This is a genomic window from Pseudomonas sp. 22526 (assembly GCF_052044735.1).
Classification (GTDB): Bacteria; Pseudomonadota; Gammaproteobacteria; order Pseudomonadales; family Pseudomonadaceae; genus Aquipseudomonas; species Aquipseudomonas piscium.
Window position 1 is genome coordinate 315,198 of the sequence record NZ_JBQENK010000005.1, and the last position, 24,890, is coordinate 340,087.

Annotated in this window: 19 protein-coding genes; 10 read left to right on the forward strand and 9 right to left on the reverse strand. The window is 64.8% G+C overall.

From position 1 onward, the window contains the following. Positions 1-19: 19 nt before the first annotated feature. A complete protein-coding gene (locus ACTJKT_RS10360; protein ID WP_025804944.1) occupies positions 20-886 on the reverse strand; it encodes a pirin family protein in 867 nt (288 codons plus the stop codon). Between the two features lie 107 nt (positions 887-993). Between ACTJKT_RS10360 and ACTJKT_RS10365 the strand changes: the two genes are divergently transcribed. The 3 genes from ACTJKT_RS10365 (at position 994) to dkgB (ending at position 3,545) form a co-directional block, all read left to right on the forward strand. Further along, positions 994-1,902: a LysR family transcriptional regulator gene (locus tag ACTJKT_RS10365; protein WP_440787016.1), complete on the forward strand. Its 909-nt coding sequence runs from the start codon at positions 994-996 to the stop codon at positions 1,900-1,902. A gap of 109 nt (positions 1,903-2,011) precedes the next feature. Next, positions 2,012-2,551 (forward strand): PaaI family thioesterase, encoded by a 540-nt coding sequence (locus tag ACTJKT_RS10370; RefSeq protein WP_440787017.1) that lies wholly within the window; start codon positions 2,012-2,014, stop codon positions 2,549-2,551. A gap of 190 nt (positions 2,552-2,741) precedes the next feature. Continuing rightward, positions 2,742-3,545, forward strand: a complete 804-nt coding sequence (gene dkgB, locus ACTJKT_RS10375) for a 2,5-didehydrogluconate reductase DkgB (RefSeq protein WP_440787018.1) — start codon at positions 2,742-2,744, stop codon at positions 3,543-3,545. A 4-nt stretch (positions 3,546-3,549) separates the two neighbouring features. Here the strand turns inward: dkgB and ACTJKT_RS10380 are convergent, their stop codons facing one another. The 6 genes from ACTJKT_RS10380 to ACTJKT_RS10405 all read right to left on the reverse strand — a co-directional run bounded on the left by ACTJKT_RS10380 (position 3,550) and on the right by ACTJKT_RS10405 (position 11,270). Then, positions 3,550-4,029: a hypothetical protein gene (locus ACTJKT_RS10380; RefSeq protein ID WP_440787019.1), complete on the reverse strand. Its 480-nt coding sequence runs from the start codon at positions 4,027-4,029 to the stop codon at positions 3,550-3,552. Between the two features lie 346 nt (positions 4,030-4,375). Further along, positions 4,376-4,843: a hypothetical protein gene (locus ACTJKT_RS10385; protein ID WP_440787020.1), complete on the reverse strand. Its 468-nt coding sequence runs from the start codon at positions 4,841-4,843 to the stop codon at positions 4,376-4,378. A gap of 126 nt (positions 4,844-4,969) precedes the next feature. Continuing rightward, positions 4,970-5,686, reverse strand: coding sequence for an MgtC/SapB family protein (locus ACTJKT_RS10390; RefSeq protein ID WP_016702385.1), 717 nt, complete (start codon positions 5,684-5,686; stop codon positions 4,970-4,972). 262 nt (positions 5,687-5,948) lie between these two features. Continuing rightward, the gene (gene mgtA, locus ACTJKT_RS10395; protein ID WP_440787021.1) at positions 5,949-8,714 is read right to left on the reverse strand and encodes a magnesium-translocating P-type ATPase; all 2,766 of its coding nucleotides are present in this window, start codon (positions 8,712-8,714) and stop codon (positions 5,949-5,951) included. Between the two features lie 607 nt (positions 8,715-9,321). Next, positions 9,322-10,656, reverse strand: coding sequence for a lysine N(6)-hydroxylase/L-ornithine N(5)-oxygenase family protein (locus ACTJKT_RS10400; protein WP_025804952.1), 1,335 nt, complete (start codon positions 10,654-10,656; stop codon positions 9,322-9,324). Positions 10,657-10,787: 131 nt separating this feature from the next. Next, complete coding sequence (locus ACTJKT_RS10405) at positions 10,788-11,270, reverse strand: sigma-70 family RNA polymerase sigma factor (RefSeq protein WP_016702389.1); 483 nt, start codon at positions 11,268-11,270, stop codon at positions 10,788-10,790. 333 nt (positions 11,271-11,603) lie between these two features. Between ACTJKT_RS10405 and ACTJKT_RS10410 the strand changes: the two genes are divergently transcribed. The 3 genes from ACTJKT_RS10410 to ACTJKT_RS10420 are packed head-to-tail and all read left to right on the forward strand — an operon-like array spanning position 11,604 to position 16,152. Then, entirely contained in the window at positions 11,604-12,776 is a 1,173-nt protein-coding gene (locus ACTJKT_RS10410; protein ID WP_440787022.1) for an efflux RND transporter periplasmic adaptor subunit, read from the forward strand. Further along, a complete protein-coding gene (locus ACTJKT_RS10415) occupies positions 12,777-14,750 on the forward strand; it encodes a MacB family efflux pump subunit (protein WP_440787023.1) in 1,974 nt (657 codons plus the stop codon). Positions 14,751-14,757: 7 nt separating this feature from the next. Further along, positions 14,758-16,152, forward strand: coding sequence for an efflux transporter outer membrane subunit (locus ACTJKT_RS10420; RefSeq protein ID WP_440787024.1), 1,395 nt, complete (start codon positions 14,758-14,760; stop codon positions 16,150-16,152). Between the two features lie 222 nt (positions 16,153-16,374). On the opposite strand, the gene pvdP is transcribed toward ACTJKT_RS10420, so the two are convergent. Then, positions 16,375-18,000, reverse strand: coding sequence for a pyoverdine maturation tyrosinase PvdP (pvdP, locus tag ACTJKT_RS10425; protein ID WP_440787025.1), 1,626 nt, complete (start codon positions 17,998-18,000; stop codon positions 16,375-16,377). 218 nt (positions 18,001-18,218) lie between these two features. Here pvdP and pvdM point away from each other — a divergent pair, with 218 nt between their 5' ends. Genes pvdM through pvdO form a run of 3 tightly spaced genes read left to right on the forward strand, consistent with a single transcriptional unit; the run spans position 18,219 to position 21,838 of the window. Beyond that, positions 18,219-19,568, forward strand: a complete 1,350-nt coding sequence (pvdM, locus tag ACTJKT_RS10430) for a pyoverdine-tailoring dipeptidase-like protein PvdM (protein WP_440787026.1) — start codon at positions 18,219-18,221, stop codon at positions 19,566-19,568. A 31-nt stretch (positions 19,569-19,599) separates the two neighbouring features. After that, a complete protein-coding gene (gene pvdN, locus ACTJKT_RS10435; RefSeq protein WP_440787027.1) occupies positions 19,600-20,892 on the forward strand; it encodes a pyoverdine-tailoring periplasmic protein PvdN in 1,293 nt (430 codons plus the stop codon). A 46-nt stretch (positions 20,893-20,938) separates the two neighbouring features. Further along, positions 20,939-21,838, forward strand: coding sequence for a dihydropyoverdine dehydrogenase (pvdO, locus tag ACTJKT_RS10440; RefSeq protein ID WP_440787028.1), 900 nt, complete (start codon positions 20,939-20,941; stop codon positions 21,836-21,838). A 255-nt stretch (positions 21,839-22,093) separates the two neighbouring features. Here the strand turns inward: pvdO and ACTJKT_RS10445 are convergent, their stop codons facing one another. After that, entirely contained in the window at positions 22,094-22,921 is an 828-nt protein-coding gene (locus tag ACTJKT_RS10445) for a N(5)-hydroxyornithine transformylase PvdF (RefSeq protein WP_440787029.1), read from the reverse strand. Between the two features lie 187 nt (positions 22,922-23,108). Here ACTJKT_RS10445 and ACTJKT_RS10450 point away from each other — a divergent pair, with 187 nt between their 5' ends. Next, the gene (locus tag ACTJKT_RS10450; protein WP_440787030.1) at positions 23,109-24,761 is read left to right on the forward strand and encodes a cyclic peptide export ABC transporter; all 1,653 of its coding nucleotides are present in this window, start codon (positions 23,109-23,111) and stop codon (positions 24,759-24,761) included. Positions 24,762-24,890 lie beyond the last annotated feature (129 nt).

Consider the following 24,890-nt stretch of genomic DNA (forward strand, 5'->3'; position numbering starts at 1 on the left):
GCAAGTCGGTAAGTGGGTGTCAGCCAGGCATCTGGCCGAAACGGCCGGACTGGAAGTCGACGAATGCCTGGTGGATCTCGGCCTCGCTGTTCATCACGAACGGGCCGTGGCCGACGATGGGCTCGTCGATCGGTTCGCCGCTGAGCAGCAGCACCACCGCGTCGTTGTTGGCTTCCAGGCTGAGCTGGTCGCCATCGCGCTCGAACAGCACCAGTTGGCCTTCGCGCACCAGCTCCTGGCCGTTGACCTGGACCGTGCCGCGCAGCAGCACCAGGGCGGTGTTGCGCCCCTCGTGCAGATCGAGGGTCAGGGGCTTGCCGGCATTCAGGCGGATGTCCCAGACGTCGATCGGCGTAAAGGTGCGCGCCGGGCCCTTGACGCCGTCGAACTCGCCGGCGATCAGCCGCAGGGTGCCGGCCTTGTCCTTGAGGGCGATGGCCGGAATGTCACCATCGAGAATGGTCTGGTAACCGGGTGCGGCCATCTTGTCCCGCGCTGGCAGGTTGACCCACAGCTGGACCATATCCAGGGTGCCGCCAGACTGGGCGAACGCTGCGGAGTGGAACTCTTCATGGAGAATCCCCGAAGCCGCGGTCATCCATTGCACATCGCCAGGGCCGATCTTGCCGCCGCTGCCGGTGGAGTCGCGGTGCTCCACCTCGCCCTTGTAAACGATAGTCACGGTTTCGAAGCCGCGATGGGGATGCTGACCAACGCCACGCCGCTGCTGGGTCGGGGTGAATTCAGCCGGGCCGGCGTGGTCGAGCAGCAGGAACGGGCTGATGTGCTTGCCCAGGTTGTCGTAGGAAAACAGCGTACGAACCGGGAAACCGTCGCCCACCCAATGAGACCGTGGGCTGGTGTAGATACCGATGATGTTTTTCATACTGGTGCCTCCGACATGGGTGAGTTATTTCGTGGATACACCTTAAAACCCATACCATTGCTGCACTAGACTGCAAAAATCGTCCTTAGCGTTCCATTTGGAGAACGATGGTGGAAGACCTCAACACCCTCTACTACTTCACCCAGGTCGTCGAACACCAGGGTTTCGCCGCCGCCGGGCGCGCCCTGGACATGCCCAAGTCCAAGCTCAGCCGGCGTATTGCCCAGCTCGAGGAACGCCTCGGCGTGCGCCTGATTCACCGCACCAGCCGCCACTGCTCGCTCACCGAGATCGGCCATGAGTACTACCAGCGCTGCCTGGCCATGCGCGTGGAAGCGGAAAGCGCCGCGGAAGTCATCGAGCGCAACCGCTCCGAGCCCCAGGGCCTGGTGCGCATCAGTTGCCCGACCGCGCTGCTCAATTCCTGGGTCGGGCCGATGCTGACCCGCTACATGCTCAAGTACCCGCTGGTGGAGCTGTTCATCGAGAGCACCAACCGCCGGGTCGACCTGATTCACGAAGGTTTCGACATCGCCCTGCGGGTGCGCTTCCCGCCGCTGGAAAGCAGCGACCTGGTGATGAAGGTGCTGGGCAACAGCACCCAGTGCCTGGTCGGCCATCCGGACTTTCTCGCACGCCTGTCGAGCCCCGCCTCGCCCGCCGACCTCAGCGGCCTGCCGAGCCTGCACTGGGGCGCGGCGCAGCGCGAATACCAGTGGGAGCTGTTCGGCCCGGACCAGGCCCTGGCGCAGATTCGCCACAAGCCGCGGATGGTCACCGACGACCTGATCGCCCTGCGCCAGGCGGCGCTGGCGGGGATCGGCATCGCCCACCTGCCCAGCGTGGTGGTGCGCGACGACCTGGCCGCCGGACGCCTGGTGCATCTGGTACCGGGCTGGGCACCCAAGTGCGGGATCGTCCATGCGATCTTCCCGTCGCGCCGGGGCCTGCTGCCGTCGGTACGCACCCTGATCGACTTTCTCGGCGAGGAGTTCAGCCACAGCGATATGACCTGAGGGTGCTGACCGGATCTTCCGACCTGTGGCGGTTTTGGCACTGGTCGAAATAATATTTCGAGCATAATATTTTGTTCGTCATCTTATTCCGCCCCACGAGGAAACGCCCATGCAAAGCCCATCCCGCGACGCCACCCTGGCCCAGTGGATTGCCCAGGAACAGGCCATGCGCGCACGCCTGGCCGGTCCGGGCAGCCTGTCCCTGGCCGAAGTCAGCGCCCTCTCCCCCACCGAGTTCTTCGAAGGCATCGGCAACGGCGAACTGCCCTCGCCGCCCATCGGCACGCTGCTGGATTTCATCCCCATCGAATGGTCCGCCGGGCACTTCGTGTTCCAGGGCACCCCGGATGCCCGCCATTACAACCCGCTGGGCAGCGTGCACGGCGGTTATGCCGCGACCCTGCTGGATTCCTGCATGGGCTGCGCGATCCACACCCGGCTGAACAAGGGCCAGGGCTACACCACCCTGGACCTGCGCATCAGTTATGTACGGGCCCTGACCGGCAGCAGCGGGCCGATCCGCGCCGAAGGCAAGATCGTCCACCTGGGCCGCTCCACCGCCCTGGCCGAAGGGCGGATCTACGACGTCGATGGCCGCCTGTACGCCACCGGTTCCACCACCTGCATGATCCTCGAAGCCCGCGGCTGAACCTGTCGCCGCGGAGAGTCGGGCCATGGAATGGGATCGCCCGGCGGCTCCCGCGGGGGCTTGTGTCGTATCTGCGGGAGCCGGGGACATTCGTGATTCGCGGTAAAGATTCCTTTGCCTGTCCGGCGGTTTTTCTCAAAGGTGCGGACCGGGATACTCCTGGCCTTTCCACTGCCATCTGGAGTCATCCATGTCTGTACCTGCTTTCGGCCTCGGCACCTTTCGCCTGCAAGGCCAGGTCGTCATCGACTCGGTCAGCACCGCGCTTGAGCTGGGCTACCGGACAATCGACACCGCACAGATCTATGAGAACGAAGCCGAGGTCGGCCAGGCCATCGCCGACAGCGGCATCCCTCGCGACGAGCTGTTCGTCACCAGCAAGATCTGGGTCGCCAATTTCGCCCGGGACAAGCTGATCCCTAGCCTCAAGGACAGCCTGCGCAAGCTGCGGACCGACTACCTGGACCTGACTCTGATCCACTGGCCGTCACCGGACAACCAGGTGCCGGTCGAAGAGTTCATGGCAGCGCTGCTGGAGGCCAAGCAACTGGGGCTGACCCGGCGGATCGGGGTTTCCAACTTCACCAACGACCTGATGCGCCAGGCCATTGCCGCGGTCGGCGCCGAACACATCGCCACCCACCAGATCGAACTGCATCCTTACCTGCAGAACCGCAAGGTCGTGGAATTCGCGCAAAGCCAGGGGATTCACATCACCTCGTACATGACGCTGGCCTATGGTGAAGTGCTCAAGGACCCGGTCATCCAGCAGATCGCCGAGCAGCATCGGGCGACGCCGGCTCAGGTGACCCTGGCCTGGGCCATGCAATCGGGTTATGCGGTGATTCCATCCTCGACCAGGCGCGCGAACCTGGAAAGCAACCTCAAGGCCTGTGCCTTGACCCTGGGCGAAGCAGACATGCGGCGCATCGCCGATCTGGAGCGCGGGCATCGTCTGACCAGCCCCGCCGGCATTGCGCCGGCGTGGGACTGAGGTCTTAACGCACCACGGCATTCAAGCGAATGCCATCGGGGGCGATCTCTTCCTCGTTGGAACTGCTGGGAAACTTTCCGGCCGCCGGGGCCTTGCTCCGGCGGCCGGTGTCGATGGCCCCCATCAAGCGGCTGATGGTCTCCTGGTCCGGCAATGGCAGGCTGCTGATATACATCTTGCGCTGCGGGTCGAGGGGAATCGAAGGCACGCCGAGAAGCTCGGAGTCATAGACCAGCACGTGACGGATCTGCGGGTTATCCATGCAGAACGCCACGATATCGAGCCGGTCGTGCAACCCCAGCGAGGCGTTGATGATCAGCAGGTCCATTGGCTCACTGCCATATTCCACGACGTTCAACACCTCGATGAGTCGATACATTGGTGCAATCCGGTAATAGCCCAGTTGGTTCAGCACCCGCTCGATTTTCATTCGATGAAAATGCTGTTCATCGGCGATCAGGATTCGTAACGTTTTATTCGGCATTTTTTCGCGACCATGAAAAAAGTCTGAGATGACAGGCTCCAAGCCTATGAATAAAGGCTAGGGGAGCAGCCGAGTGTTTTCTCTAAGGGTTTTCTGAAAAGCCCTACTCCGAATTACTAAAATGCGGCTTTCCCCTACTTTTCGAGCCCGAAATGCTCGTTTCCCTGGTATTTCCGCCCGCATCGTCGGCACATATCGGGTATCAATGGGCGGCCATGAATCCTGTGTCTTGTCCGGTCCGGATGGAGACAAAAGGCTTGCGCAGCCATCAGCAGACCGCTGGCCAGGTGGTGGTTTCCGCCTCCAGCAGCACGACACAAGCGCTGTTCCCAGCAACTGCGGGAGGCTATTCCAGTGTTCGGAAGGTTCGGTCTTTGCCCGAGGAGGCGGGAGGATTGATATGGGCGATAAAGCGCTGGAGGATCTCCTGCGTTGCGCTCGGCACCCAGAGAATCTCCTGTAGCGCAGAGGCGCCGAGGGCCACCGGCAATGCATGTTCGGTGCGGCCGCCGTAGATCATGGCATGGCGGATCTGCGGGTTGCCCTGGCAGAACGCACCGGCGTCCACCCCGGCGGCAAACGCCAGCTCGCCGCTGAGCAGCAACAGGTCGAAGTTCTCGAAGGGCTCGCAGGAATAGTGAGTCAGGGTCACCAGTTCGCGGAAAGCCCCCACCGCGGCGACGCGAAAGTAGCCCAGCCCATTCAACAAACGCTGGATGCGACCACACTGCTCCCGGGACGCATCGGCAATCAGTATTCTCAGGCGCTTGTTGGGCATCGGCGTGGCAACTATCGGTGGAACACAGAGGTTCAACAGACTATCCGATGGTCCCTGGCCGACTCTTTAAGACGATTCCCAAAAATCGCTGTGGGCGGGCATTTTTTTCCTCGCTGCACAGGCCTGCCGTTTACAGGCGCATCGACCCGGCGCTTGCGCGGTTTATTCGGTGGTACTGGGGCTCCAGAACGCCTGCTCCACCAGGGCCGAGGTGGACAGGCGCGCCACCAGGGCATCGAGTTCGTCGCCGTCCACCGAGGTGGTGGCCAGGGTGGCTTCGATCTCCACATCGTCGTTGCCGAAGGCATGGACATCGATATCGCTGGCCGGGTAGTTGCTGCGCTCCAGTTCCGCTTCGAGCAGGGCGAACACGGCTTTCTGCTTGGAGCGATGGGCGATGACGTAGACGATGTTGGTGACCTCGGCGGAGATCACGTCCAGCGGCTGGCGGTTGATGTTGTTGACGATCGGCCGCAGCAGGGTGTTGGCCGCCAGCACGAACAGCGTGCCGAGAAAGGCCTCGAGGATCAGGTCGGCACCGGCGCAGGCGCCCACCGCCGCCGAGGCCCAGAGGGTGGCCGCGGTGTTCAGGCCACGCACGTTGCCCTCCTCGCGCATGATCACCCCGGCGCCGAGAAAACCGATGCCGGACACCACATAGGCCACCACCCGCACCGCGCCTTCGGCGCCGCCAAGGCGGTTGGCCATGTCGACGAAAATCGCCGCGCCCACCGCCACCAGCACGTTGGTGCGCAGGCCGGCGGTGCGCTGCCGGTACTGCCGCTCGAAGCCGATCAGGCCACCGAGGATAAAGGCCGCGCTGAGGCTGACCAGGGTATCCACCAGGGAGCTCAGGTTGATGTTCTGGAGTGCTTGCATGAATGGAGTCCTTGAGTACGCGACGGGCGGCTGCTCCTACAGGATAGGTGCACTTTGTCGGTGCGCCGGCCATCTTGCGCCGGAGCTGTTACGGGGAGATGTTGGTTCGCCGAGCCGGGGCCGCTGAGCGGCCATCGCGGGCAAGCCTCGCTCCTACACAAGCGGCAAGAGTCAGTCTGGCCCTGTAGCCGCTGCCGCAGGCTGCGATCGGCCCGGAGGGCCNCCTGCGGCAGCGGCTACAGGATTGGGTGCGGCGCTGCGCTTACTGCCAGCCGAACCGGCGGATATAAAAGCCCTTCACCGCCTGGGTCAGCGCCATGTACGCCAGCAGGATCACCGGCAGGAACACGAAGTACAGCGACGGCAACGCCTGCAGCTTGAAGTAGTGCGCCAGCGGGCCCATGGGCAGGAAGATGCCGATGGCCATGATCAGCCCGGTCATCACCAGCAGCGGCATGGCCGCGCGGCTTTGCAGGAAGGGGATCTTCGGCGTGCGGATCATGTGCACGATCAGGGTCTGGGTCAGCAAGCCAACCACGAACCAGCCGGACTGGAACAGGGTCTGGTGGTCCGGGGTATTGGCATCGAACACGTACCACATCAGGGCGAAGGTGCCGATGTCGAAGATCGAACTGATCGGCCCGAAAAACAGCATGAAGCGCCCGACATCCGCCGGTTGCCAGCGCTGGGGCCGGGCCAGCATTTCGTCATCGACGTTGTCGAACGGGATGGCGATCTGGGAAATGTCGTACAGCAGGTTCTGCACCAGCAGATGCATTGGCAGCATCGGCAGGAACGGAATGAAGGCACTGGCCACCAGCACCGAGAACACGTTGCCGAAGTTGGAGCTGGCGGTCATCTTGATGTACTTGAGCATGTTGGCGAAGGTCCGCCGCCCCTCCAGTACGCCCTCCTCCAGCACCATCAGGCTTTTCTCCAGGAGGATGATGTCCGCCGCCTCCTTGGCGATGTCCACCGCGCTGTCCACCGAAATGCCGATGTCCGCGGTGCGCAGGGCCGGCGCGTCGTTGATGCCATCGCCCATGAAGCCGACCACATGGCCGTTGCCCTTGAGCAGGCGGACGATGCGCTCCTTGTGCGAGGGTGTGAGCCGGGCGAAGACGTTGGTGGTTTCCACCGCCTTGGCCAGCTGGGTATCGCTCATGCGCTCGATGTCGTTGCCCAGCAGCAGGCCCTGTTGTTCCAGGCCGACTTCTCGGCAGATTTTCGCCGTCACCAGTTCGTTGTCGCCGGTCAGCACCTTCACCGCCACGCCATGGGCGGCCAGGGCCTGGAGGGCCGGCGCGGTGCTTTCCTTGGGCGGGTCGAGGAAGGCCACGTAACCGATCAGGGTCAGCCCCTGCTCGTCCGCCAGGCTGTAGCTGTCACGACCCCGCGGCATCGGCCGGGCGGCCACGGCCACCACCCGCAGGCCTTCGCCGTTGAACTCGGCGGTGACCTGGCGGATCCGCGCCAGCAGCTCGTCGCTGAGCATTTCTTCGGCAGCGCCATGGCGCACCCGGGTGCACACCGCCAGCACCTCCTCCACCGCACCCTTGCAGATCAGCAGGTGCGGACGCTCCTTCTCGGCCACCACCACCGACATGCGCCGCCGGTTGAAGTCGAAGGGAATCTCGTCGACCTTCTGGAACGCCGTGCCGACCCGCAGTTCGCGGTGCACTTCGACGTGCTCCAGCACCGCCACGTCCAGCAGGTTCTTCAGGCCGGTCTGGTAGTAACTGTTCAGGTAGGCCATTTCCAGCACGTCCTCGGACTCTTCACCCCAGACATCCACATGCCGGGCGAGGAAGATCTTGTCCTGGGTCAGGGTGCCGGTCTTGTCGGTGCACAGCACGTCCATGGCGCCGAAGTTCTGGATCGCGTCCAGGCGCTTGACGATGACCTTCTTGCGCGACAGGAACACCGCGCCCTTGGCCAGGGTCGAGGTGACGATCATCGGCAGCATTTCCGGGGTCAGGCCCACGGCGATGGACAGCGCGAACAGCAGCGCCTCCATCCAGTCGCCCTTGGTGAAGCCGTTGATGAACAGCACCAGCGGCGCCATGACGAACATGAAGCGGATCAGCAGCCAGCTGACCTTGTTCACCCCGTTCTGGAACGAAGTCGGCGCCCGGTCGGTGGCCCCGACCCGCTGCGCCAGGGCGCCGAAATAAGTGGCGTTGCCGGTGGTCAGGACCAGCGCAGTGGCCGCGCCGGACACCACGTTGGTGCCCATGAACAGGATGTTGTCCAGCTCCAGCGGGTTGAGGGTGGCGGCGTCCTGCTGGCGCGGGAATTTCTCCACCGGCAGCGATTCGCCAGTCATCGCCGCCTGACTGACGAACAGGTCCTTGGCGCTGAGCACCCGGCAATCGGCGGGGATCATGTCGCCGGCCGAAAGCTGGATCAGGTCGCCCGGCACCAGTTGCCGGATCGGCAGTTCCAGGCGTTGCAGGCCCTGGTGCGCCACCGCCGCGCCATGCAGCCTGGCGAACACCGACGGCGCGGCGTCGACCACGTTGCGCCGCAGCACAGTGGCGGTGTTGCTGACCATTGCCTTGAGGGCGTCGGCGGCCTTGTTCGACTTGGCCTCCTGCCAGAAACGCAGCAACGTGGAGAGCACCACCATGGAAAAAATCACCGTGGCCGCCTTCATGTCTTCGGTCAGCCAGGAGATCACTGCCAGCAGGGTCAGCAGCAGGTTGAAAGGGTTCTTGTAGCAATGCCACAGGTGTGTCCACCAGGGCAGCGGCTGCTCGTGCTCAACCTCGTTGAGGCCATGCTGCTCGCGCAGGGCCTGGGCCTCGGCCTCGCTCAGGCCATCGGTGTGGCTGCCGAGGCGTTGCAGCAGGTCCGCGGCATCGTCGTTGGCCGCGGCCACCAGGGTCTGCGCCAGGCTGGGCGGCACATCGCGGCTGACGCTGGCGTCGCTGAAGCTTTCCAGCAAGGCCAGGCGGCGAAAGTGCCGGGCGAAATGCCGGGTCCGCAGGAAGCCGGCGAAAAACTCTTTGAGCAGGGTGAGGTTCATGGTGTGTCCCCTAACGGTCGGCGCCGGGAGACTCACAGCCAGGTCGGGTTCGCCGGCCGCGCGAACAGGCGCAGCCGTAGCGCGGCGATGCGGCACAAGGCCAGGCATCACCCACTGTTGCAGTGTCGATGAGAAGGACATCGGGAACGGGCCCTGAAGGCCACGATCGGGAAGCCGCCGCTCGCTGTTACGGCGAGACAACGGCACACAAAGCGGGCGCGTTATCTTGCCGGGAAGGCGCCGGTTATCGAAACCGGCCGACTACTGTCGCTCGAACAAGTACCCACTGTGGGTCTCCGCTTGATGGAAAACGCGCGCAGCTTACGCCGCGGTTTTTGCAGAGTAAATCGACGGCAAGGCGCTGGCGGGGGAATCGAAAAGTTCTTCAGCGAAGGTTCAGGAAGGGTCGGCAGCGAAGGCTGGATGAGGGGATTTTCGGGGATATCGAGCGGGTCGGAATGGGGACGGCTGCGCCGTCCATCGCGGGCAAGTCGGATCGCCGCCCGCTCGCTCCTACAGAAGCATGCACATTCTCTGTAGGAGCGAGGCTTGCCCGCGATGAGGCCCGAAGGTTCAACCCAGAACTATCGGACCTTGACGGCCTCTATCAGCTAGCCGTGGCCAACAACAGATCACGCACCGAACGGCTGTGGCGGCCTTTGTCGTGCTCGTACAGCGAAGCGGCGATCTCCTCGGCACGGATCGGCAGCACCGACAGCAAGGTGTCGCTCAGGCCATGGCTGGCCTGGCTGAAGCCCTGGGTGTAGATGCCGGCCTTGCAGCGCTCGTCGGTGATGACCCGGTAGTTGCGGTCCACTTCGAAGTCGCCCAGGTAGGCTTCCAGCGGCGCCAGCAGCGCGCGGTGGGTCTGGCGCTCGTAGCCGGTGGCCAGGATCACCGCGTCGTAGTGGCGGGTGCTCAACTCGCCGGTGGAGGTGTTGCGCAGCACCAGTTCGATACCCTGGGCAGTGGCGGTGGCTTTCTCCACGGTGGTCAGGGTACGGAACACATGGCGCGCGACGCCGGAGACTTTCTGGCGGTAGAGAATCCCGTAGATGCGTTCGATCAGGTCGACATCCACTACCGAGTAGTTGGTGTTCTGGTACTCGTGGACCAGGCGCTCGCGCTCGCCCCTGGGCTGCTGGAACACCAGGTCGGTGAAGTCCGGCGAGAACACTTCGTTGACGAACGGGCTGTCGTCCGCCGGCTTCAGCGCCGAACCGCGCATCAGCATGTCCACCTGCACCGAAGGGAAGCTGTCGTTGAGGTCGATAAAGGCCTCGGCCGCGCTCTGCCCGCCCCCGATGATCGCCACGTTCATCGGCTTGCCGCTGGTGCACGGCTGGTTGGCCATGCGCTCCAGGTAGTGCGCGTGGTGGAACACCCGGCCGTCGTCCTTGAGCGCCTTGAAGGTGTCCGGGATCAGTGGCGTGCCGCCAGGGCTGACCACCACCGAACGGCTGGTACGCACGAACTCCTGGCCCTGGCTGTCGCGGGAAATCACCCGCAGCGCCTCGACCTGCTGGTTGTGCAGCACCGGCTCGATGGCCAGCACTTCTTCGCCGTAGCGGCTCTGCTCCTGGAAGTGCCCGGCGACCCAGCGCAGGTAATCGTTGAACTCCATGCGGCACGGATAGAAGGTGCCCAGGTTGATGAAGTCCACCAGGCGACCGTGGTGCTTGAGGTAGTTGACGAAGGAGTACGGGCTGGTCGGGTTGCGCAGGGTCACCAGGTCCTTGAGAAAGGAAATCTGCAGGTCGCTCTGGGCCACCAGCGTATTACCGTGCCAGCGGTAATCGGCCTGCTTGTCGAGAAACAGCGCGTCCAGCGGACCCTGAATCTGGCCACGTTCTTCCAGCGCGATAGCCAGCGCCAGATTCGAGGGGCCGAAACCGATACCGATCAGGTCGTGAACGATGGTCGATGCAATTGCCTGTGTCATTTCCAGTGTCCTCTGGATAAATCCCTCAACGCGGGGAGAAATCGACGGTGACCTGATCGGCCCATGGCGAGGCAGCAGGTCGTCTGTTGAGTAGGAACGAGGACAGTGAAAAAAAATTTAACAAAGAAGGATCAATGGGCGTCCCACTGCCGGACCCGCACCCGGCAATGTTTCATTGCATTGACGATGTGCTTCTCCACCAGGCTGCGGGAAATCCCCAGGCGCTCGGCGATCTCGGGGTGGGACAGGCCTTCGAGCTTGCGCAGCAGGAAGCTTTCCCGGCACAGCGCCGGCAGCTCCGCCAGCGCCCGTTGCAGCATGTCCAGGCGCTGGCCGTGGTCGATGCTGGTTTGTGGCGAGGGGCTGAAGAAGCGCTCTTCATTGTCGAGCACATCCAGGGGCTCGACCTGGCGCAAGGCATTGCGCCTATGGCCATCGATCACCAGGTTCAGCGCCGTGCGATAGAGGAAGGCCCGCGGTTGCTCGATCGGCGTGTCGCTGGAACGCTCCAGCACCCGCACATAAGCGTCATGCACCACATCTTCGGCCACCTGCAGGTTGCCCAGCTTGGCGTTGAGGAAACACACCAGCTCGCGATAGTAGTTTTCCAACATGACTCCCGACCGCGACCTGCGGCTTTTGTCCTTGAGCACAACCGGCACTCCACCCTTGGGCAGGCGATTCGATGATGGCAGTTTAGAAGTGACGTAATTTATAGTAATTCTCATATAGATTTAAAGTACCGCGTCGATTCGCCGACTTTATTTTGTTCGTCTATACCTCTTGCCGCAGCTGTAACTCCATGTGTCCATGCTTAAATTCCCTCTATTGCCCCTCGTTTACCTGACAGCTCCCCGTATCTGTCGTGCTATCGACAGCCTCCAGCCAGCGCCCATGCCACGGGCCAGGCCGGACGACGGGCCGATTTCCATTGGCCGGAACCCTGCATGAAACGTCCCCGTCATACCCGACGCGCCCTGCTTGTCACCCTGTGTCTGATTCCCGTCGTTGCCTTCGCTGCCTGGAAAATCCTGCCGCCAGGGCGCGACCAGTTCGCCACCGTGCAGGTCAGCCGCGGCACCATCGAAAGCAGCGTCACCGCCCTCGGCACCCTGCAACCGCGGCGTTATGTCGATGTCGGCGCCCAGGCGTCCGGGCAGATCCGCAAGATCCACGTCGAAGCCGGCGACCCGGTCAAGGAAGGCCAGCTGTTGGTGGAGATCGACCCCGCCACCCAGCAGGCCAAGCTCGACGCCAGCCGCTTCTCCATCGAGAACCTGCAGGCCCAGCTGCAAGAGCAGCGGGCGCAGAACGAACTGGCCCGGCAGAAATACCAGCGCCAGCAGAACCTCGCCGCCGGCGGCGCGACCCGCGACGAAGACGTGCAGACCGCCCGCGCCGAGCTCAAGGCGACCCAGGCGCGGATCGACATGATCCAGGCGCAGATCCGCCAGGCCCAGGCCAGCCTGCGCAGCGACCAGGCCGAGCTGGGCTACACGCGCATCTATGCGCCGATGTCCGGCACCGTGGTCGCGGTGGACGCCCGCGAAGGCCAGACCCTCAACGCCCAGCAGCAGACGCCGCTGATCCTGCGCATCGCCCGGCTGTCGCCGATGACCGTCTGGGCCGAGGTCTCCGAAGCCGATATCGGCCACGTCAAACCGGGCATGACCGCCTACTTCACCACCCTGAGCGGCGGCACCCGGCGCTGGACCAGCACCGTGCGGCAGATCCTGCCGATACCGCCCAAGCCGCTGAACGAAAGCAGCCAGGGCAGCGGCAGCCCCAACAGTTCGAGCAAGAGCGGCAGCGGCCGGGTGGTGCTCTACACCGTGCTGCTGGATGTGGATAACGCCGACAACGCCTTGATGGCCGAAATGACCGCCCAGGTGTTTTTTGTCGCCGACCGCGCGCAGGACGTCCTCACCGCGCCGATCGCCGCCCTGCAGAGCAGCGCCGAGAGCGGCGTGCAGCTGGCTCGGGTGGTGGCGAAAAACGGCTCGATCGAGGAGCGCAAGGTACGGGTCGGCATCAGCGATCGCTTGCGCATCCAGGTCCTGGACGGCCTCGACGAAGGCGAGCACCTGCTGATCGGTCCCGCGCAAAGCAGCGGAGGCTGAATGCAGACCCCGCTGATCGACCTCAAGGACATCCGTAAATCCTACGGCGGCGGCGACACGCCGCAAGTGGACGTGCTGCGTGGCATCGACCTGTCGATCCACGCCGGCGAGTTCGTCGCCATAGTCGGCGCCTCCGGCTCCGGCAAATCGACACTGATGAACATCCTCGGCTGCCTCGACCGCCCGACCTCGGGCGAGTACCTGTTCGCCGGGGAAAACGTTGCCCGGCTGGACAGCGACGAACTGGCCTGGCTGCGCCGCGAGGCCTTCGGCTTCGTGTTCCAGGGCTACCACCTGATTCCGTCCGGCTCGGCCCAGGAAAACGTCGAGATGCCGGCGATCTATGCCGGCACCCCGGCGGCCGAGCGCCACGCCCGCGCCGCCGCCCTGCTCGACCGCCTGGGCCTGGCCAGCCGCACCGGCAACCGTCCGCACCAGTTGTCCGGCGGCCAGCAGCAGCGGGTGTCGATCGCCCGCGCGCTGATGAACGGCGGCCACATCATCCTCGCCGACGAACCCACCGGCGCCCTCGACAGCCACAGCGGCGCCGAGGTCATGACCCTGCTCGACGAACTGGCCAGCCAGGGCCATGTGGTGATCCTGATCACCCACGACCGCGAAGTCGCGGCGCGGGCCAAGCGCATCATCGAAATCCGCGACGGCGAGATCGTCAGCGACACCGCCGACCAGCACCCCGAGGTCCAGGCCAGCGCCAACAGCGGCGCCCTGCAGGCGGTGGACCTGCGCCAGCGCCTGGCCGACGGCAGCGAACACAACGGTGCCTGGAAAGGCGAACTGCTGGACGCCGTGCAAGCGGCCTGGCGCGTGATGTGGATCAACCGCTTCCGCACCGCCCTGACCCTGCTGGGGATCGTCATAGGCGTGGCCTCGGTGGTGGTGATGCTGGCGGTGGGCGAAGGCAGCAAGCGCCAGGTCATGGCGCAGATGGGCGCGTTCGGCTCGAACATCATTTACCTCAGCGGCCACACGCCCAACCCGCGCACCCCGCCGGGCATCATCACCCTCGACGACGTCGCCGCCCTGGCCGCCCTGCCGCAGGTCAAGCGCATCATGCCGGTCAACGGTTCCGAGGCCGGCGTGCGCTTCGGCAACGTCGACCACACCAGCTACGTCGGCGGCAACGACACCAACTTCCCGGCGATCTTCAACTGGCCGGTGGTCGAGGGCAGCTATTTCACCGAGGCCGACGAGCGCGCCGCGGCCGCCGTGGCGGTGATCGGCAAGAAGGTCCGCGACAAGCTGCTCAAGGACGTGGCCAACCCCATCGGCCAATACATCCTGATCGAGAACGTGCCGTTCCAGGTGGTCGGCGTGCTGGCGGAAAAAGGCGCCAGCTCCGGCGATCAGGACAGCGACGACCGCATCGCCATCCCCTACTCCGCCGCGAGCATCCGCCTGTTCGGCACCCACAATCCGGAATACGTGGCGATCGCCACCAGCGATGCGCGCAAGGTCAAGGAGGCCGAGCAGGCCATCGACGAATTGATGTTGCGCATGCACGGCGGCAAACGCGATTTCGAACTGACCAACAACGCGGCGATGATCCAGGCCGAGGCCCGCACCCAGAACACCCTGTCGCTGATGCTCGGCGCCATTGCCGCGATCTCGCTGCTGGTGGGCGGCATCGGGGTGATGAACATCATGCTCATGACCGTGCGCGAACGTACCCGCGAGATCGGCATCCGCATGGCCACCGGCGCCCGCCAGCGCGACATCCTGCGCCAGTTCCTCACCGAGGCGGTGATGCTCTCGGTGGTCGGCGGCCTGACCGGCATCGCCCTGGCGCTGATCATCGGCGGCGTGCTGATCCTCAGCGAAGTGGCGGTGGCCTTTTCCCTGGTGGCGGTCCTGGGCGCCTTCGCCTGCGCCCTGGTCACCGGCGTCATCTTCGGCTTCATGCCGGCCCGCAAAGCAGCCCGACTCGACCCGGTCACGGCCCTCACCAGTGAATGATCGACCTATGAAAGCGCCCCTCAGCCTTATCGCCACCAGCCTGTTGCTGGCGGCTTGCAGCGGCCCCGCGCCGCGCCCGGACAGCGGCTTGCAGGCACCGCCCGCCTGGCACTCGCCCCATACCGCGGCTGCGCAGCAGGACAATCGCCAATGGTGGACCCGCTTCGGCAGCCCGGAACTGGAGCGCCTGATCGAGCAGGCCCGCCTGGGCAGCCACGACCTCGCCGCCGCCATGGCCCGGGTGCGCCAGGCCCAGGCCTCGGCGGTGGTCGCCGGCGCGCCGTTGCTGCCGGAACTCAAGGGCGCGCTCAACGCCAACCGGCAGAAGCTGCTGCGCGGCAACGGCTACAGCCAACTGGACGCCGACAGCAGCAACAAGGCCGTGGACTATTTCGACGCCAGCCTCAGCGCCAGCTATGAAATCGACTTCTGGGGCGGCAGGCGCGCGGCCCGCGACAGCGCCGTGGAAAGCCTGCGGGCCAGCGAATTCGACCAGGCCACCGTCGAGCTGACCCTGCTCAGCGGCGTCGCCAACAGCTACACCCAGGTGCTGTCGCTGGGCGAGCAGAGCCGCATCGCCGAACTCAACCTGGCCAATGCGCAGAGCGTGCTCAGGCTGGTGCAGACCCGCTACGACTCGGGCTCGGCCACCGCCCTGGAACTGGCCCAGCAGAAGAGCCTGGTGGCCGCCCAGCAGCGCCAGCTGCCACTGGTGCAGCAACAGGCCGAGGATGCGCGGATCACCCTCGCCGCCCTGCTCGGCCAGCCGGTGCAGAGCCTCGACCTCGGCCAGCAAGCCTTCGCCCAACTGACCTGGCCCAGCATCGACGCCGGCGTACCCAGCGACCTGTTGAGCCGCCGCCCGGACATCGCCAGCGCCGAAGCCAGGCTCGCCGCCGCCCAGGCCGACGTCACGGTGGCCCGGGCGGCGATGCTGCCCACCGTCACCCTGAGCGCCAGCCTCGGCTCGGGGGCCAATAGCGCCTCGGACATCCTGCGCAGCCCCTTCTACAACCTCACCAGCGCCCTGGCGGCGCCGATCTTCAACGCCGGCCGCCTGAGCGCCGAACGCGACAAGGCCCGGGCGCGCCAGGAAGAGCTGCTGGAAACCTACCGCGGGGCGATCGTCAACGGCTTCGCCGATGTGGAAAAGGCCCTCGCCAGCATCCGCGGCCTCGACCAGCAGCGGCAATGGCAGAGCGAAGAACTGCACCAGGCGCAGACCGCCTTCGACATTGCCCAGAGCCGCTACCAGGCCGGCGCCGCCGACCTGCTGACGGTCCTGGAAACCCAGCGCACCCTGTACGCCGCGCAAGACCAGAACGTGCAGCTGCGGCTGTCCCGGCTGCAGGCCAGCGTGGCCCTGTACAAGGCGTTGGGGGGTGGTTGGAAAGTGCTCTGAAGCCGTGCTTCGAGCGTGTAGGTTGCGGGCTGGTGCGCAACCTCTGTAGCCGCTGCCGAGCGCAGCGAGGCTGCGATCGGCAGCGAAGCGGCCGCCAATCAGGCAACGCGGTGTTTCAGACAAACCCCGTGCACAGGCCTTGCGAGGACTGCGTCCTCGATCGCAGCCTCGCAAGCTCGGCAGCGGCTACAGGGCCTTTGTCTGCGCGGGCGGCGAGTGTTGTTACAGCAATCGTTCCCGCACCTTCAGGTGACGGGCATACCAGGGCCGCTTGGGCACCTTGCGGAACAGCTCGGCCAACTTGTCTTCCTCGGCGAAGGTGATGCGCAGCGCCAGCTTCATGGTCTCAGGATCCATCTCCACCGAGCGCCCCACTTGCAAACCTGGGGTGGTGCTGCAGCCATGGGTGTCCGGGCCCAGCCAGGGGTCGTCGACCTCGACCCAGCGCCCGGGGGCGAACCAGGGCACGCCGTTGACTTCAAGGCGGCTGACTTCGCCCGAATGGAAACGCTCGTGGGCACGGAACCAGTCTTCCACGCGATCGTCGATCCAGCCGTGGAAAGCCCAGAACACCGGGCTGACATGGGAGGAAAACGGGTCGCCGAGAAAGTCGTTTTCCGCAGCGTACCAGCGCGCCGAAAAGTCTGCCGGATCGCGGGCGAACGGCACCGGCGCGCCATTGGAAGGATCGCGCGGCACCGAAGCCCAGCGCATGTGCAGCCAGTCGTGCAGGCCCAGTTCCAGCTCGGAACCGAACTGGCCCAGGGTCAGCGTCGACAGGTAACGCGGGTCGCGGTAACGCGATTCCCAGACCTGGAAATTGCTGTGGTAGGTCTCGGCGGTCTTGATGTCGCTGACCCACTGGGTGTAGTCGGCGTCGTCGCTGGCCAGCCAGGTCGGCGGCAGGGCAAAGCCGTCGCGATTGTCGAAATAACGGGCGAAACCCTGGCGATCGCGCTCCAGCTCCGGCTGCGGGGTCGGGAAGTTCAGCCAGGACGGCAGGTCTTGCATGGAGCGTGCGGTGCCGAGCATGTGCCGGTGCATGAAAAAGAAGTCGATGCCCGAGCCGTTGCGGTCCTTGCGCTTGCCCCGGGCGTCACGCTCCTGACCGAGCGGGCCGGGCTGCCAGCCGATGCCGCGCAGGGCGTCGCGTTTTTCTTCCGACAGGCTGTGCCACTTGTCCCGCGAGGCATGCCACAGCTGGTGAAACAGCCGGTGCTCGGGGGAAATCAGCCAGGCCAGCAGCGTCGGGTTCAGACCGATGCGCTGGCGGGCTTCGGGGAACAGCTGCTTGGTGGCGACGAAGCGGTTGTCCTGCTCGGGCAGCACCAGCGGCCGGTCCAGGCGCAGGATGCGCCCGCTGAGGGTGCCGCTGCCGGCGTTGCCGAAATCACCCCAGACTTCGTCGAGCACCACACTGAACTCATAACAAGGCGCACCGTCGCCGGCATCGGCGCTTACCAGGCGCCAGTAAAGCTGTTTCGGATCGGGCGCCAGCAGATCGCCGACCACCCGGTAACGCGGCTCGGCCTCGCCACGCAATGCCTCGCCGCGGTCCAGGTAACCACGCAGGCCGCGCCCGCGCTGGGCGACGTCGAGAAACAGTTCCAGCCCCTCCCGCGGCAGGCCCGCCAGGCCAGCGTCCGCGCCCTCGAAACGCAGGGTCCAGACCCCGCGCAGCTTGTCCGCCAATTGCTGGCCGGCGGTGTCCGCCAGATCGACCGTCGCTTCGCCGGGGGTTTCCGGCGCCTCCTCACGCGTCAGTTCACGGTGCGCATAAATGGCCGCGGGCACCGCAGCTCCAGTGAGCGCCAAGCCTGCGATAAACCCTCGTCGAGAAATCGTCATTGCCCTACCTGTGTCAGCCCTGAAGCAGGCCTTATCCCAGCTAGGACGTTTGCAGAGGGGGGAAATTTAAGCCGCATCGGCAAAGGCCCGCGCCCGCCAGGCAGACCGGTCACGAGGCCTAATTTTCCCCCGACCTCACTCGTTCTTCCCAGATAGCAAAGGCCGCCGTACCTGTACCAGCGGCCTGCACTTTGACGGCGAACCCGACTGAGATGGCAATGACAAAACCACGTTCGAAAAAGGCTCTTTACATCGGTCTGCCGCTGGCCCTGGCCATCGGTGCCGGAGCAGGCTTTCTGGCCTGGGACTATTGGTTGCGTGGCAACCCGGGCTACCCGGTCAAGGTGATCAAGCAGGCCGATGAACTGCAGGAACGCATCCTGTCGTTCGACAGCCACATCAGCCTGCCGCTGGACTTCGGCACCGCCGGCAACGAGTTCGATAAGGACGGCGGCGGCCAGTTCGATCTGGTCAAGGCCAATCGCGGGCGCCTGTCCGGCGCGGCCCTGACCATCTTCGGCTGGCCGGAAATGTGGAATGGCCCCAACGCCCCCCACCGTCCCACCGAGGGTTTTGTCGAGGAAGCGCGCAACCAGCAGGAGGTGCGCTACAAGATCATCTCCGGCATGGTCCGCGACTTCCCCAACCAGGTCGGCATCGCCTACACCCCGGACGATTTCCGCCGCCTGCACGGCGAAGGCAAGTTCGCGATCTTTATCAGCATGCTCAACGCCTACCCCCTGGGCAACGACCTGAACCTGCTGGACCTGTGGACCGCCCGCGGCATGCGCATGTTCGGCTTCAGCTACATCGGCAACAACGCCTGGGCCGACTCCTCGCGGCCGCTGCCGTTCTTCAACGACTCCCCGGACGCCCTCGATGGCCTGTCACAGATCGGCAAGCAGGCGGTGCATCGCCTCAACGACCTGGGGGTGATCATCGATGTCTCGCAGATGTCGACCAAGGCCCTGGAGCAGGTGGCGCAACTGAGCCGCACGCCGCTGGTGGCCTCGCACTCGGCGCCACGGGCCTCGGTGGATATCCCGCGCAACCTCAGCGACAAGGAAATGCAGCTGATCAAGAACAGCGGCGGCGTGGTCCAGGTGGTCGGCTTCTCGCAGTACCTGCGCCCGCTGACCCAGGCCACCCAGGACAAGCTCAACGCCCTGCGCGCGCGCTTCGACCTGCCGCCGCTGCCGAACCTGGCCATGGCCCTGATGCCGGGCGACCCGATCATCTCGGCCTGGCCGGAACAGAGGTTTGGCCAGTACGCCAGCGAGCTCTACGCCATCCTCGAGGAAGAGCCCAAGGCAACCCTCAAGGACCTGGGCGACGCCATCGACTACACGGTGCGCAAGATCGGCATCGACCATGTCGGCATCAGCTCGGACTTCAACGAAGGCGGTGGGGTCAAGGGCTGGGAGAACGTCGGCGAGATCCGCAACGTCACCGCCGAGCTGCTGTCGCGCGGTTACTCGGAGGCGGACATCGCCAAGCTCTGGGGCGGCAACTTCCTGCGGGTCTGGGACCAGGTGCAGAAAGCCGCGCGCCCGGTCGCCAACCGTTGAATTTCCTTTGCCGAACAAGTGAACCAAAACCATGACTGACCGCCGTACCTTTCTCAAACAGGCCGGCGTCCTCGCCGCCAGCCTGCCCCTGGGCAATGCCGCCCTCGCCTCTCTGGCCCAGGCCGACGCAGCCCGCGACAGCACGCTGGCGTCCGGGGACAAATGGACGCAACTGCGTCAACTGTTCAACCAGGACCCGGACTACCTGCACTTCTCCAACTTCCTGGTGACCTCCCACCCCAAGCCGGTGCGCGATGCCATCGAGCGCCATCGCGCAAGCATCGACCGCAACCCCGGCCTGGCCATGGACTGGGAGCTGGAGGAAACCTGGAAGCGCGAAGCCGAGGTGCGCAAGTGGGCCGGGCGCTACCTGAACGCCAAGCCCGGGCAAATCGCCCTGACCGGCAGCACCAGCGAAGGCCTGGCGATGATCTACGGCGGCATCCATGTGCGCCCCGACCAGGAGATCCTCACCACCGTCCACGAGCACTACTCCACCGAGTACAGCCTGGACTTCCGGGTGAAAAAACAAGGCACCCAGGTGCGCAAGATCAAGCTGTTCGAAAACGCCCACACAGTATCGGCGGACGAAGTGCTGGGCTCGATCAAGCGCAGTATCCGCCCCAACACCCGAGTGCTGGGCATGACCTGGGTGCAATCCGGCAGCGGCGTGAAACTGCCGATCGGCCAGATCGGCCAGCTGGTGGAGGAACTCAACCGCGAGCGCGCCGAGCAGGAGCGCATCCTCTACGTGGTCGACGGCGTGCACGGCTTCGGCGTGGAAGACCTGAGCTTCCCGGACATGCATTGCGACTTCTTTATCGCCGGCACCCACAAGTGGATGTTCGGCCCGCGCGGCACCGGGATCGTCTGCGCCCGCTCCGAGGAGATCAAGGACGTCACCCCAATGACGCCGACCTTCTCCGAAGACAACAATTTCGCCACCTCCATGTCGCCCGGCGGCTACCACGCCTTCGAGCATCGCTGGGCGCTGGACGAAGCCTTCAAGCTGCATCTGGAACTGGGCAAGGCCGAGGTCCAGGCACGCATTCACAGCCTCAACAGCTACCTGAAACGACGCCTGCAGCAACATCCGCAGATCGAACTGGTGACGCCGCTGAGCGCCGAGCTGTCCGCCGGCTTCACCTTCTTCCGGGTCAAGGGCAAGGACAGCGACGCGGTCGCCGCCTACCTGATGAAAAACCGCGCGGTGGTCGATGCCGTGGACCGCGACGTCGGCCCGGTGATCCGCACCGCGCCCGGGCTGCTCAACGACGAAGCGCAGATCGACCGCTTCATGGACTTGCTGGCCCGCACCCTTTGAGACCGCGCCACCGGCGATCCACCTTTGCCAACCCTTGAGATGACTCATGACTACTGAACCGACTCACCCCACGCCCCCGTCCCGCAACCTGCAAAGACTCTGCGCCGCCTCCCTGCTCGCCCTGCTCGGCGGCCTGCTGTGCCAGGGCGCATCAGCCGCCACGCAGCAACCGGGCCAGGTGTTCAAGGACTGCAAGGACTGCCCGGAAATGGTCGTGCTGCCCGCCGGCACCTTCACCATGGGCACCCCGGACGACGAGGTCGGCCGCGAACCGGACGAAGGCCCGATGCATGACGTGACCTTCGCCAAGCCCTTTGCCATGAGCCGCTTCCAGATCACCGCCGGCGAGTGGGACAGCTACGTCAAGCAGACCGGCGTGGTCATCGCCAATGGCGATACCCGCCCCGGCCGTGAATGCATCGCCAGCAAGCCGCGCTACAAGCAAGAGCCGCGTCAGCCAGCGGTGTGCATGGACTTCGCCGACGTGCAGGCCTATGTCGCCTGGCTGTCGAAAAAGACCGGGCACAAGTATTCGATGGTCAGCGAGGCCCAGCGCGAATACGCCGCCCGCGCCGGCTCCAAGGGTCCCTTTCCGTTTCCGTTCGACGAAGGCAAGGGCTACAGCATCGCCAAGCACGCCAATACCTATGGCCCGGCCGATGGCTACAGCTTCAGCTCGCCAGTGGGCAGCTACCCGCCCAATACGTTCGGCATGTACGACATGCACGGCAATGTCTATGAATGGATCGCCGACTGCGAACACGCCAACTATGTGGGCGCGCCCACCGACGGCAGCGCCTGGGTAGAGCCGGGCTGCGAATCGCTGCAGATCCGTGGCAATGACTGGGGTGAAGCACCGGTGTTCTCCCGTTCGGGCAATCGCAACAATATCTACCCGAGCACCCGTGGCGACTGGATCGGTTTCCGCGTGGTACGCGAGCTGTAACACCGCTCCCGCGTCGCCAGGTTTTACGGGGCTGCGCCCCGATCGCAGCCTGCGGCAGCGGCTACAAAATGACCCTGTAGCCGCTGCCGAGCCATGGCGAGGCTGCGATCGCCCGCGCAGCGGGCGCCAGGCCAGACAACTCCCCCATCAGGTATACCGCGTCGTCAGGTTTGCGGGGCTGCGCCCCGATCGCAGCCTGCGGCAGCGGCTACAGGTGGCGATCGGGGCGCCAGGTCCGGCGCCCGCCAAAGGGGCTCAGCCCTGCTTGGCCAACAGTTCCAGGCCTTCATGCAAGGCCGGGAACAGGCTGTTGTTGAAGTTGTTCCAGCGCAGTTCGAGGATGGTGTCCTCGGGGGCGATCTCGGTGTTGAGCACGTCGTGGAACACCTCGCCAGAATCGATGCCGTTGTCCACGTAGTGGAACGAAGCGCCGGTCATGTACAGCGGCTCGACCGGCTCGGTTTCCCGCGTGGTCCAGTCCACCACCTTCTGCCCACGGGCACCGTACAGCGCATTCCAGGTGGCATAGGCACCGCGACGCTCATAGGGCGACTCGAGGCGGGTGATGCCCGGATGGATATTCATGATCCGCCGCGCGAAAGGCGCGCCCGGACGCACCAGCTCGTCGAGAATCACCAGCAGGCCGTCGAGCACCACGATGTCGGCCTTCAGTTCCACCAGGATGTCGTGCAGGCGGCGCTCGAAGTCCTGCTTGCCGGCGATATGCTCGGCGCTGCCCCGCGGATGGCGGCGATAGGTGGACGGCACGCTGAGCAGCAGGTCGTTGACCAGGCGCCCCTGCACCCGCAGGTCCGCCGGGTACAGCCACTGCCGGCCGGGCTGATAGGCGAAGCCGTAGTCGCTCACCAGTTGCTGGTCCCGTGGCGATTGCTCGTCATCGTCGTAGACCACGCCCACCAGGTTGTAGGCCTCGCCCAGGGGCGTCTGGTTCAGCGACTCCACCAAAAACTCCAGCACCGATTTCATGTAGCGCTCGTGATCCTTGTAGGCCACCGGCTGCCCCGCCTTGTCGGCCGCCGCGTTCCTCAGGGACCAGACATACACCAGATTCTTCTTCGTCATTTGCTCGCTCTCGCTGAATGGATCAGGCACTGCGTCGATACACGTGCGCCCACAGAACAAGAACGAAGCAGGCGCCGAGCAATTTATCCGCGCCCCGGCGCCGAGCTAAATACTGCCGCCAACGGTTCGTCTGTCAGGGGTACGGGTCTTTCTGCCTCGACCCCTCATCCACTGCCGGGAACCCCTTATGACCGACCCCAAGCGCGGAGCCTTCCACGGATTGCTCGCCCTGCTCAGACCCTTTCGCACCACTGTCGTGATTTCCGTTGCCCTGGGCATGGTCGGCGGCCTGGCCATCACCCTGCTGCTGGCCACCATCAATAACGCCCTGCACTCGCAGACCGGCATGACCCAGGGCGTGGTGCTGACCTTCGCCGCCCTGTGCCTGCTGGCGCTGACCAGCTCGATCGTCTCGGACATCGGCACCAACTACGTGGGCCAGCGCATCATTGCCGCGCTGCGCAAGGACCTGGGGGAAAAAGTACTCTCGGCGCCCATCACCCAGATCGAACGCTACCGCTCCCACCGCCTGATCCCGGTGCTGACCCACGACGTCGACACCATCAGCGACTTTTCCTTCGCCTTCACTCCGCTGGCCATCGCCGCCACCGTCACCCTCGGCTGCCTGGGCTACCTGGCGTATCTGTCGGTGCCGATGTTCCTGATGATGGTGGTCGCCATCCTCATCGGCACCAGTGTGCAGTACGTGGCCGGCGGCAAAGGCATCCGCGGCTTCGACCTGGCCCGCGACCAGGAAGACGAGCTGCAGCGCTACTACAACGCCATTGCCTCGGGCGCCAAGGAATTGCGCATGCACCGGCCGCGCCGCTACCGGATGAACACTCACCGCATCCAGGAAACCGCGGATCGCATCGCCTCGATCCAGGTGCGTTCGGTGAACATCTATATCCTGGCCAAGACCTTCGGCTCGATGCTGTTCTTCGTGGTCATCGGCCTGGCCCTGGCCATGCAGGCCTACAACCCGAACCCGGACCCGACCGTGATCACCGGCTTCGTGCTGGTGCTGCTGTACATGAAAGGCCCGCTGGAAAACCTGGTGGCCTACCTGCCAGTGGTGGGCAAGGCAAAGATCGCCTTTGGCCGCATCAGCGAACTGTCCGAGCGCTTCTCCTCCCCCGAACCCCATCTGCTGCTGGACGCTACCGAGGCGCCGAAACCGGTGGTGCACAGCCTGGAGTTGCGCGGCGTGAGCTACAGCCCGCCGCCGGTGGAAGGCAGCGAACCCTTCCACCTGGGGCCGATCGACCTGGACATCAAGCAGGGCGACATCGTCTTCATCGTCGGCGAGAACGGCTGCGGCAAGACCACCCTGATCAAGCTACTGCTGGGGCTGTACCAACCTCAGGCCGGGGAAATACGCCTGAACGGCGAGGCCGTGACCGACCCGGCCCGGGACGACTACCGCCAGCTGTTCACCACCGTGTTCGCCGACTACTACCTGTTCGACGACCTGGTCCAGGGCGGCGGCCAGCAATCACTGGACAGTGCCACCCAATACCTGGACCGCCTGGAGATCGCGCACAAGGTCAGCATCAAGGACGGCGCCTTCACCACCACCGACCTGTCCACCGGCCAACGCAAGCGCCTGGCCCTGGTCAACGCCTGGCTCGAAGGGCGCCCGGTGCTGGTGTTCGACGAATGGGCGGCGGACCAGGACCCGGCCTTCCGGCGGATTTTCTACACCGAGCTGCTGCCGGATCTCAAGCGCCTGGGCAAGACCATCATCGTGATCAGTCACGACGATCGTTATTTCGATATCGCCGACCAGCTGGTCCGTCTGCGCGCGGGCCAGGTGGTGCACGAAATGCAACCGGCCTGAATCTTTTTTTCCGGTTTGTTCATGGATGAACGTCTCACTATCGGTAATGAGAATTAACCGCAATAAATACCAGCACCTGCCAACCTATACATAGAAGAGAACGCATCCATGCCAGCAGTACTCGGTCTC

Excerpts from the sequence above, each read along its gene's own strand:
- ACTJKT_RS10360 (WP_025804944.1), bottom strand. The coding sequence starts at position 886 with ATGAAAAACATCATCGGTATCTACACCAGCCCACGGTCTCATTGGGTG.
- ACTJKT_RS10365 (WP_440787016.1), top strand. The coding sequence starts at position 994 with ATGGTGGAAGACCTCAACACCCTCTACTACTTCACCCAGGTCGTCGAA.
- ACTJKT_RS10370 (WP_440787017.1), top strand. The coding sequence starts at position 2,012 with ATGCAAAGCCCATCCCGCGACGCCACCCTGGCCCAGTGGATTGCCCAG.
- dkgB (WP_440787018.1), top strand. The coding sequence starts at position 2,742 with ATGTCTGTACCTGCTTTCGGCCTCGGCACCTTTCGCCTGCAAGGCCAG.
- ACTJKT_RS10380 (WP_440787019.1), bottom strand. The coding sequence starts at position 4,029 with ATGCCGAATAAAACGTTACGAATCCTGATCGCCGATGAACAGCATTTT.
- ACTJKT_RS10390 (WP_016702385.1), bottom strand. The coding sequence starts at position 5,686 with ATGCAAGCACTCCAGAACATCAACCTGAGCTCCCTGGTGGATACCCTG.
- mgtA (WP_440787021.1), bottom strand. The coding sequence starts at position 8,714 with ATGAACCTCACCCTGCTCAAAGAGTTTTTCGCCGGCTTCCTGCGGACC.
- ACTJKT_RS10400 (WP_025804952.1), bottom strand. The coding sequence starts at position 10,656 with ATGACACAGGCAATTGCATCGACCATCGTTCACGACCTGATCGGTATC.
- ACTJKT_RS10405 (WP_016702389.1), bottom strand. The coding sequence starts at position 11,270 with ATGTTGGAAAACTACTATCGCGAGCTGGTGTGTTTCCTCAACGCCAAG.
- ACTJKT_RS10410 (WP_440787022.1), top strand. The coding sequence starts at position 11,604 with ATGAAACGTCCCCGTCATACCCGACGCGCCCTGCTTGTCACCCTGTGT.
- ACTJKT_RS10415 (WP_440787023.1), top strand. The coding sequence starts at position 12,777 with ATGCAGACCCCGCTGATCGACCTCAAGGACATCCGTAAATCCTACGGC.
- ACTJKT_RS10420 (WP_440787024.1), top strand. The coding sequence starts at position 14,758 with ATGAAAGCGCCCCTCAGCCTTATCGCCACCAGCCTGTTGCTGGCGGCT.
- pvdP (WP_440787025.1), bottom strand. The coding sequence starts at position 18,000 with ATGACGATTTCTCGACGAGGGTTTATCGCAGGCTTGGCGCTCACTGGA.
- pvdM (WP_440787026.1), top strand. The coding sequence starts at position 18,219 with ATGACAAAACCACGTTCGAAAAAGGCTCTTTACATCGGTCTGCCGCTG.
- pvdN (WP_440787027.1), top strand. The coding sequence starts at position 19,600 with ATGACTGACCGCCGTACCTTTCTCAAACAGGCCGGCGTCCTCGCCGCC.
- pvdO (WP_440787028.1), top strand. The coding sequence starts at position 20,939 with ATGACTACTGAACCGACTCACCCCACGCCCCCGTCCCGCAACCTGCAA.
- ACTJKT_RS10445 (WP_440787029.1), bottom strand. The coding sequence starts at position 22,921 with ATGACGAAGAAGAATCTGGTGTATGTCTGGTCCCTGAGGAACGCGGCG.
- ACTJKT_RS10450 (WP_440787030.1), top strand. The coding sequence starts at position 23,109 with ATGACCGACCCCAAGCGCGGAGCCTTCCACGGATTGCTCGCCCTGCTC.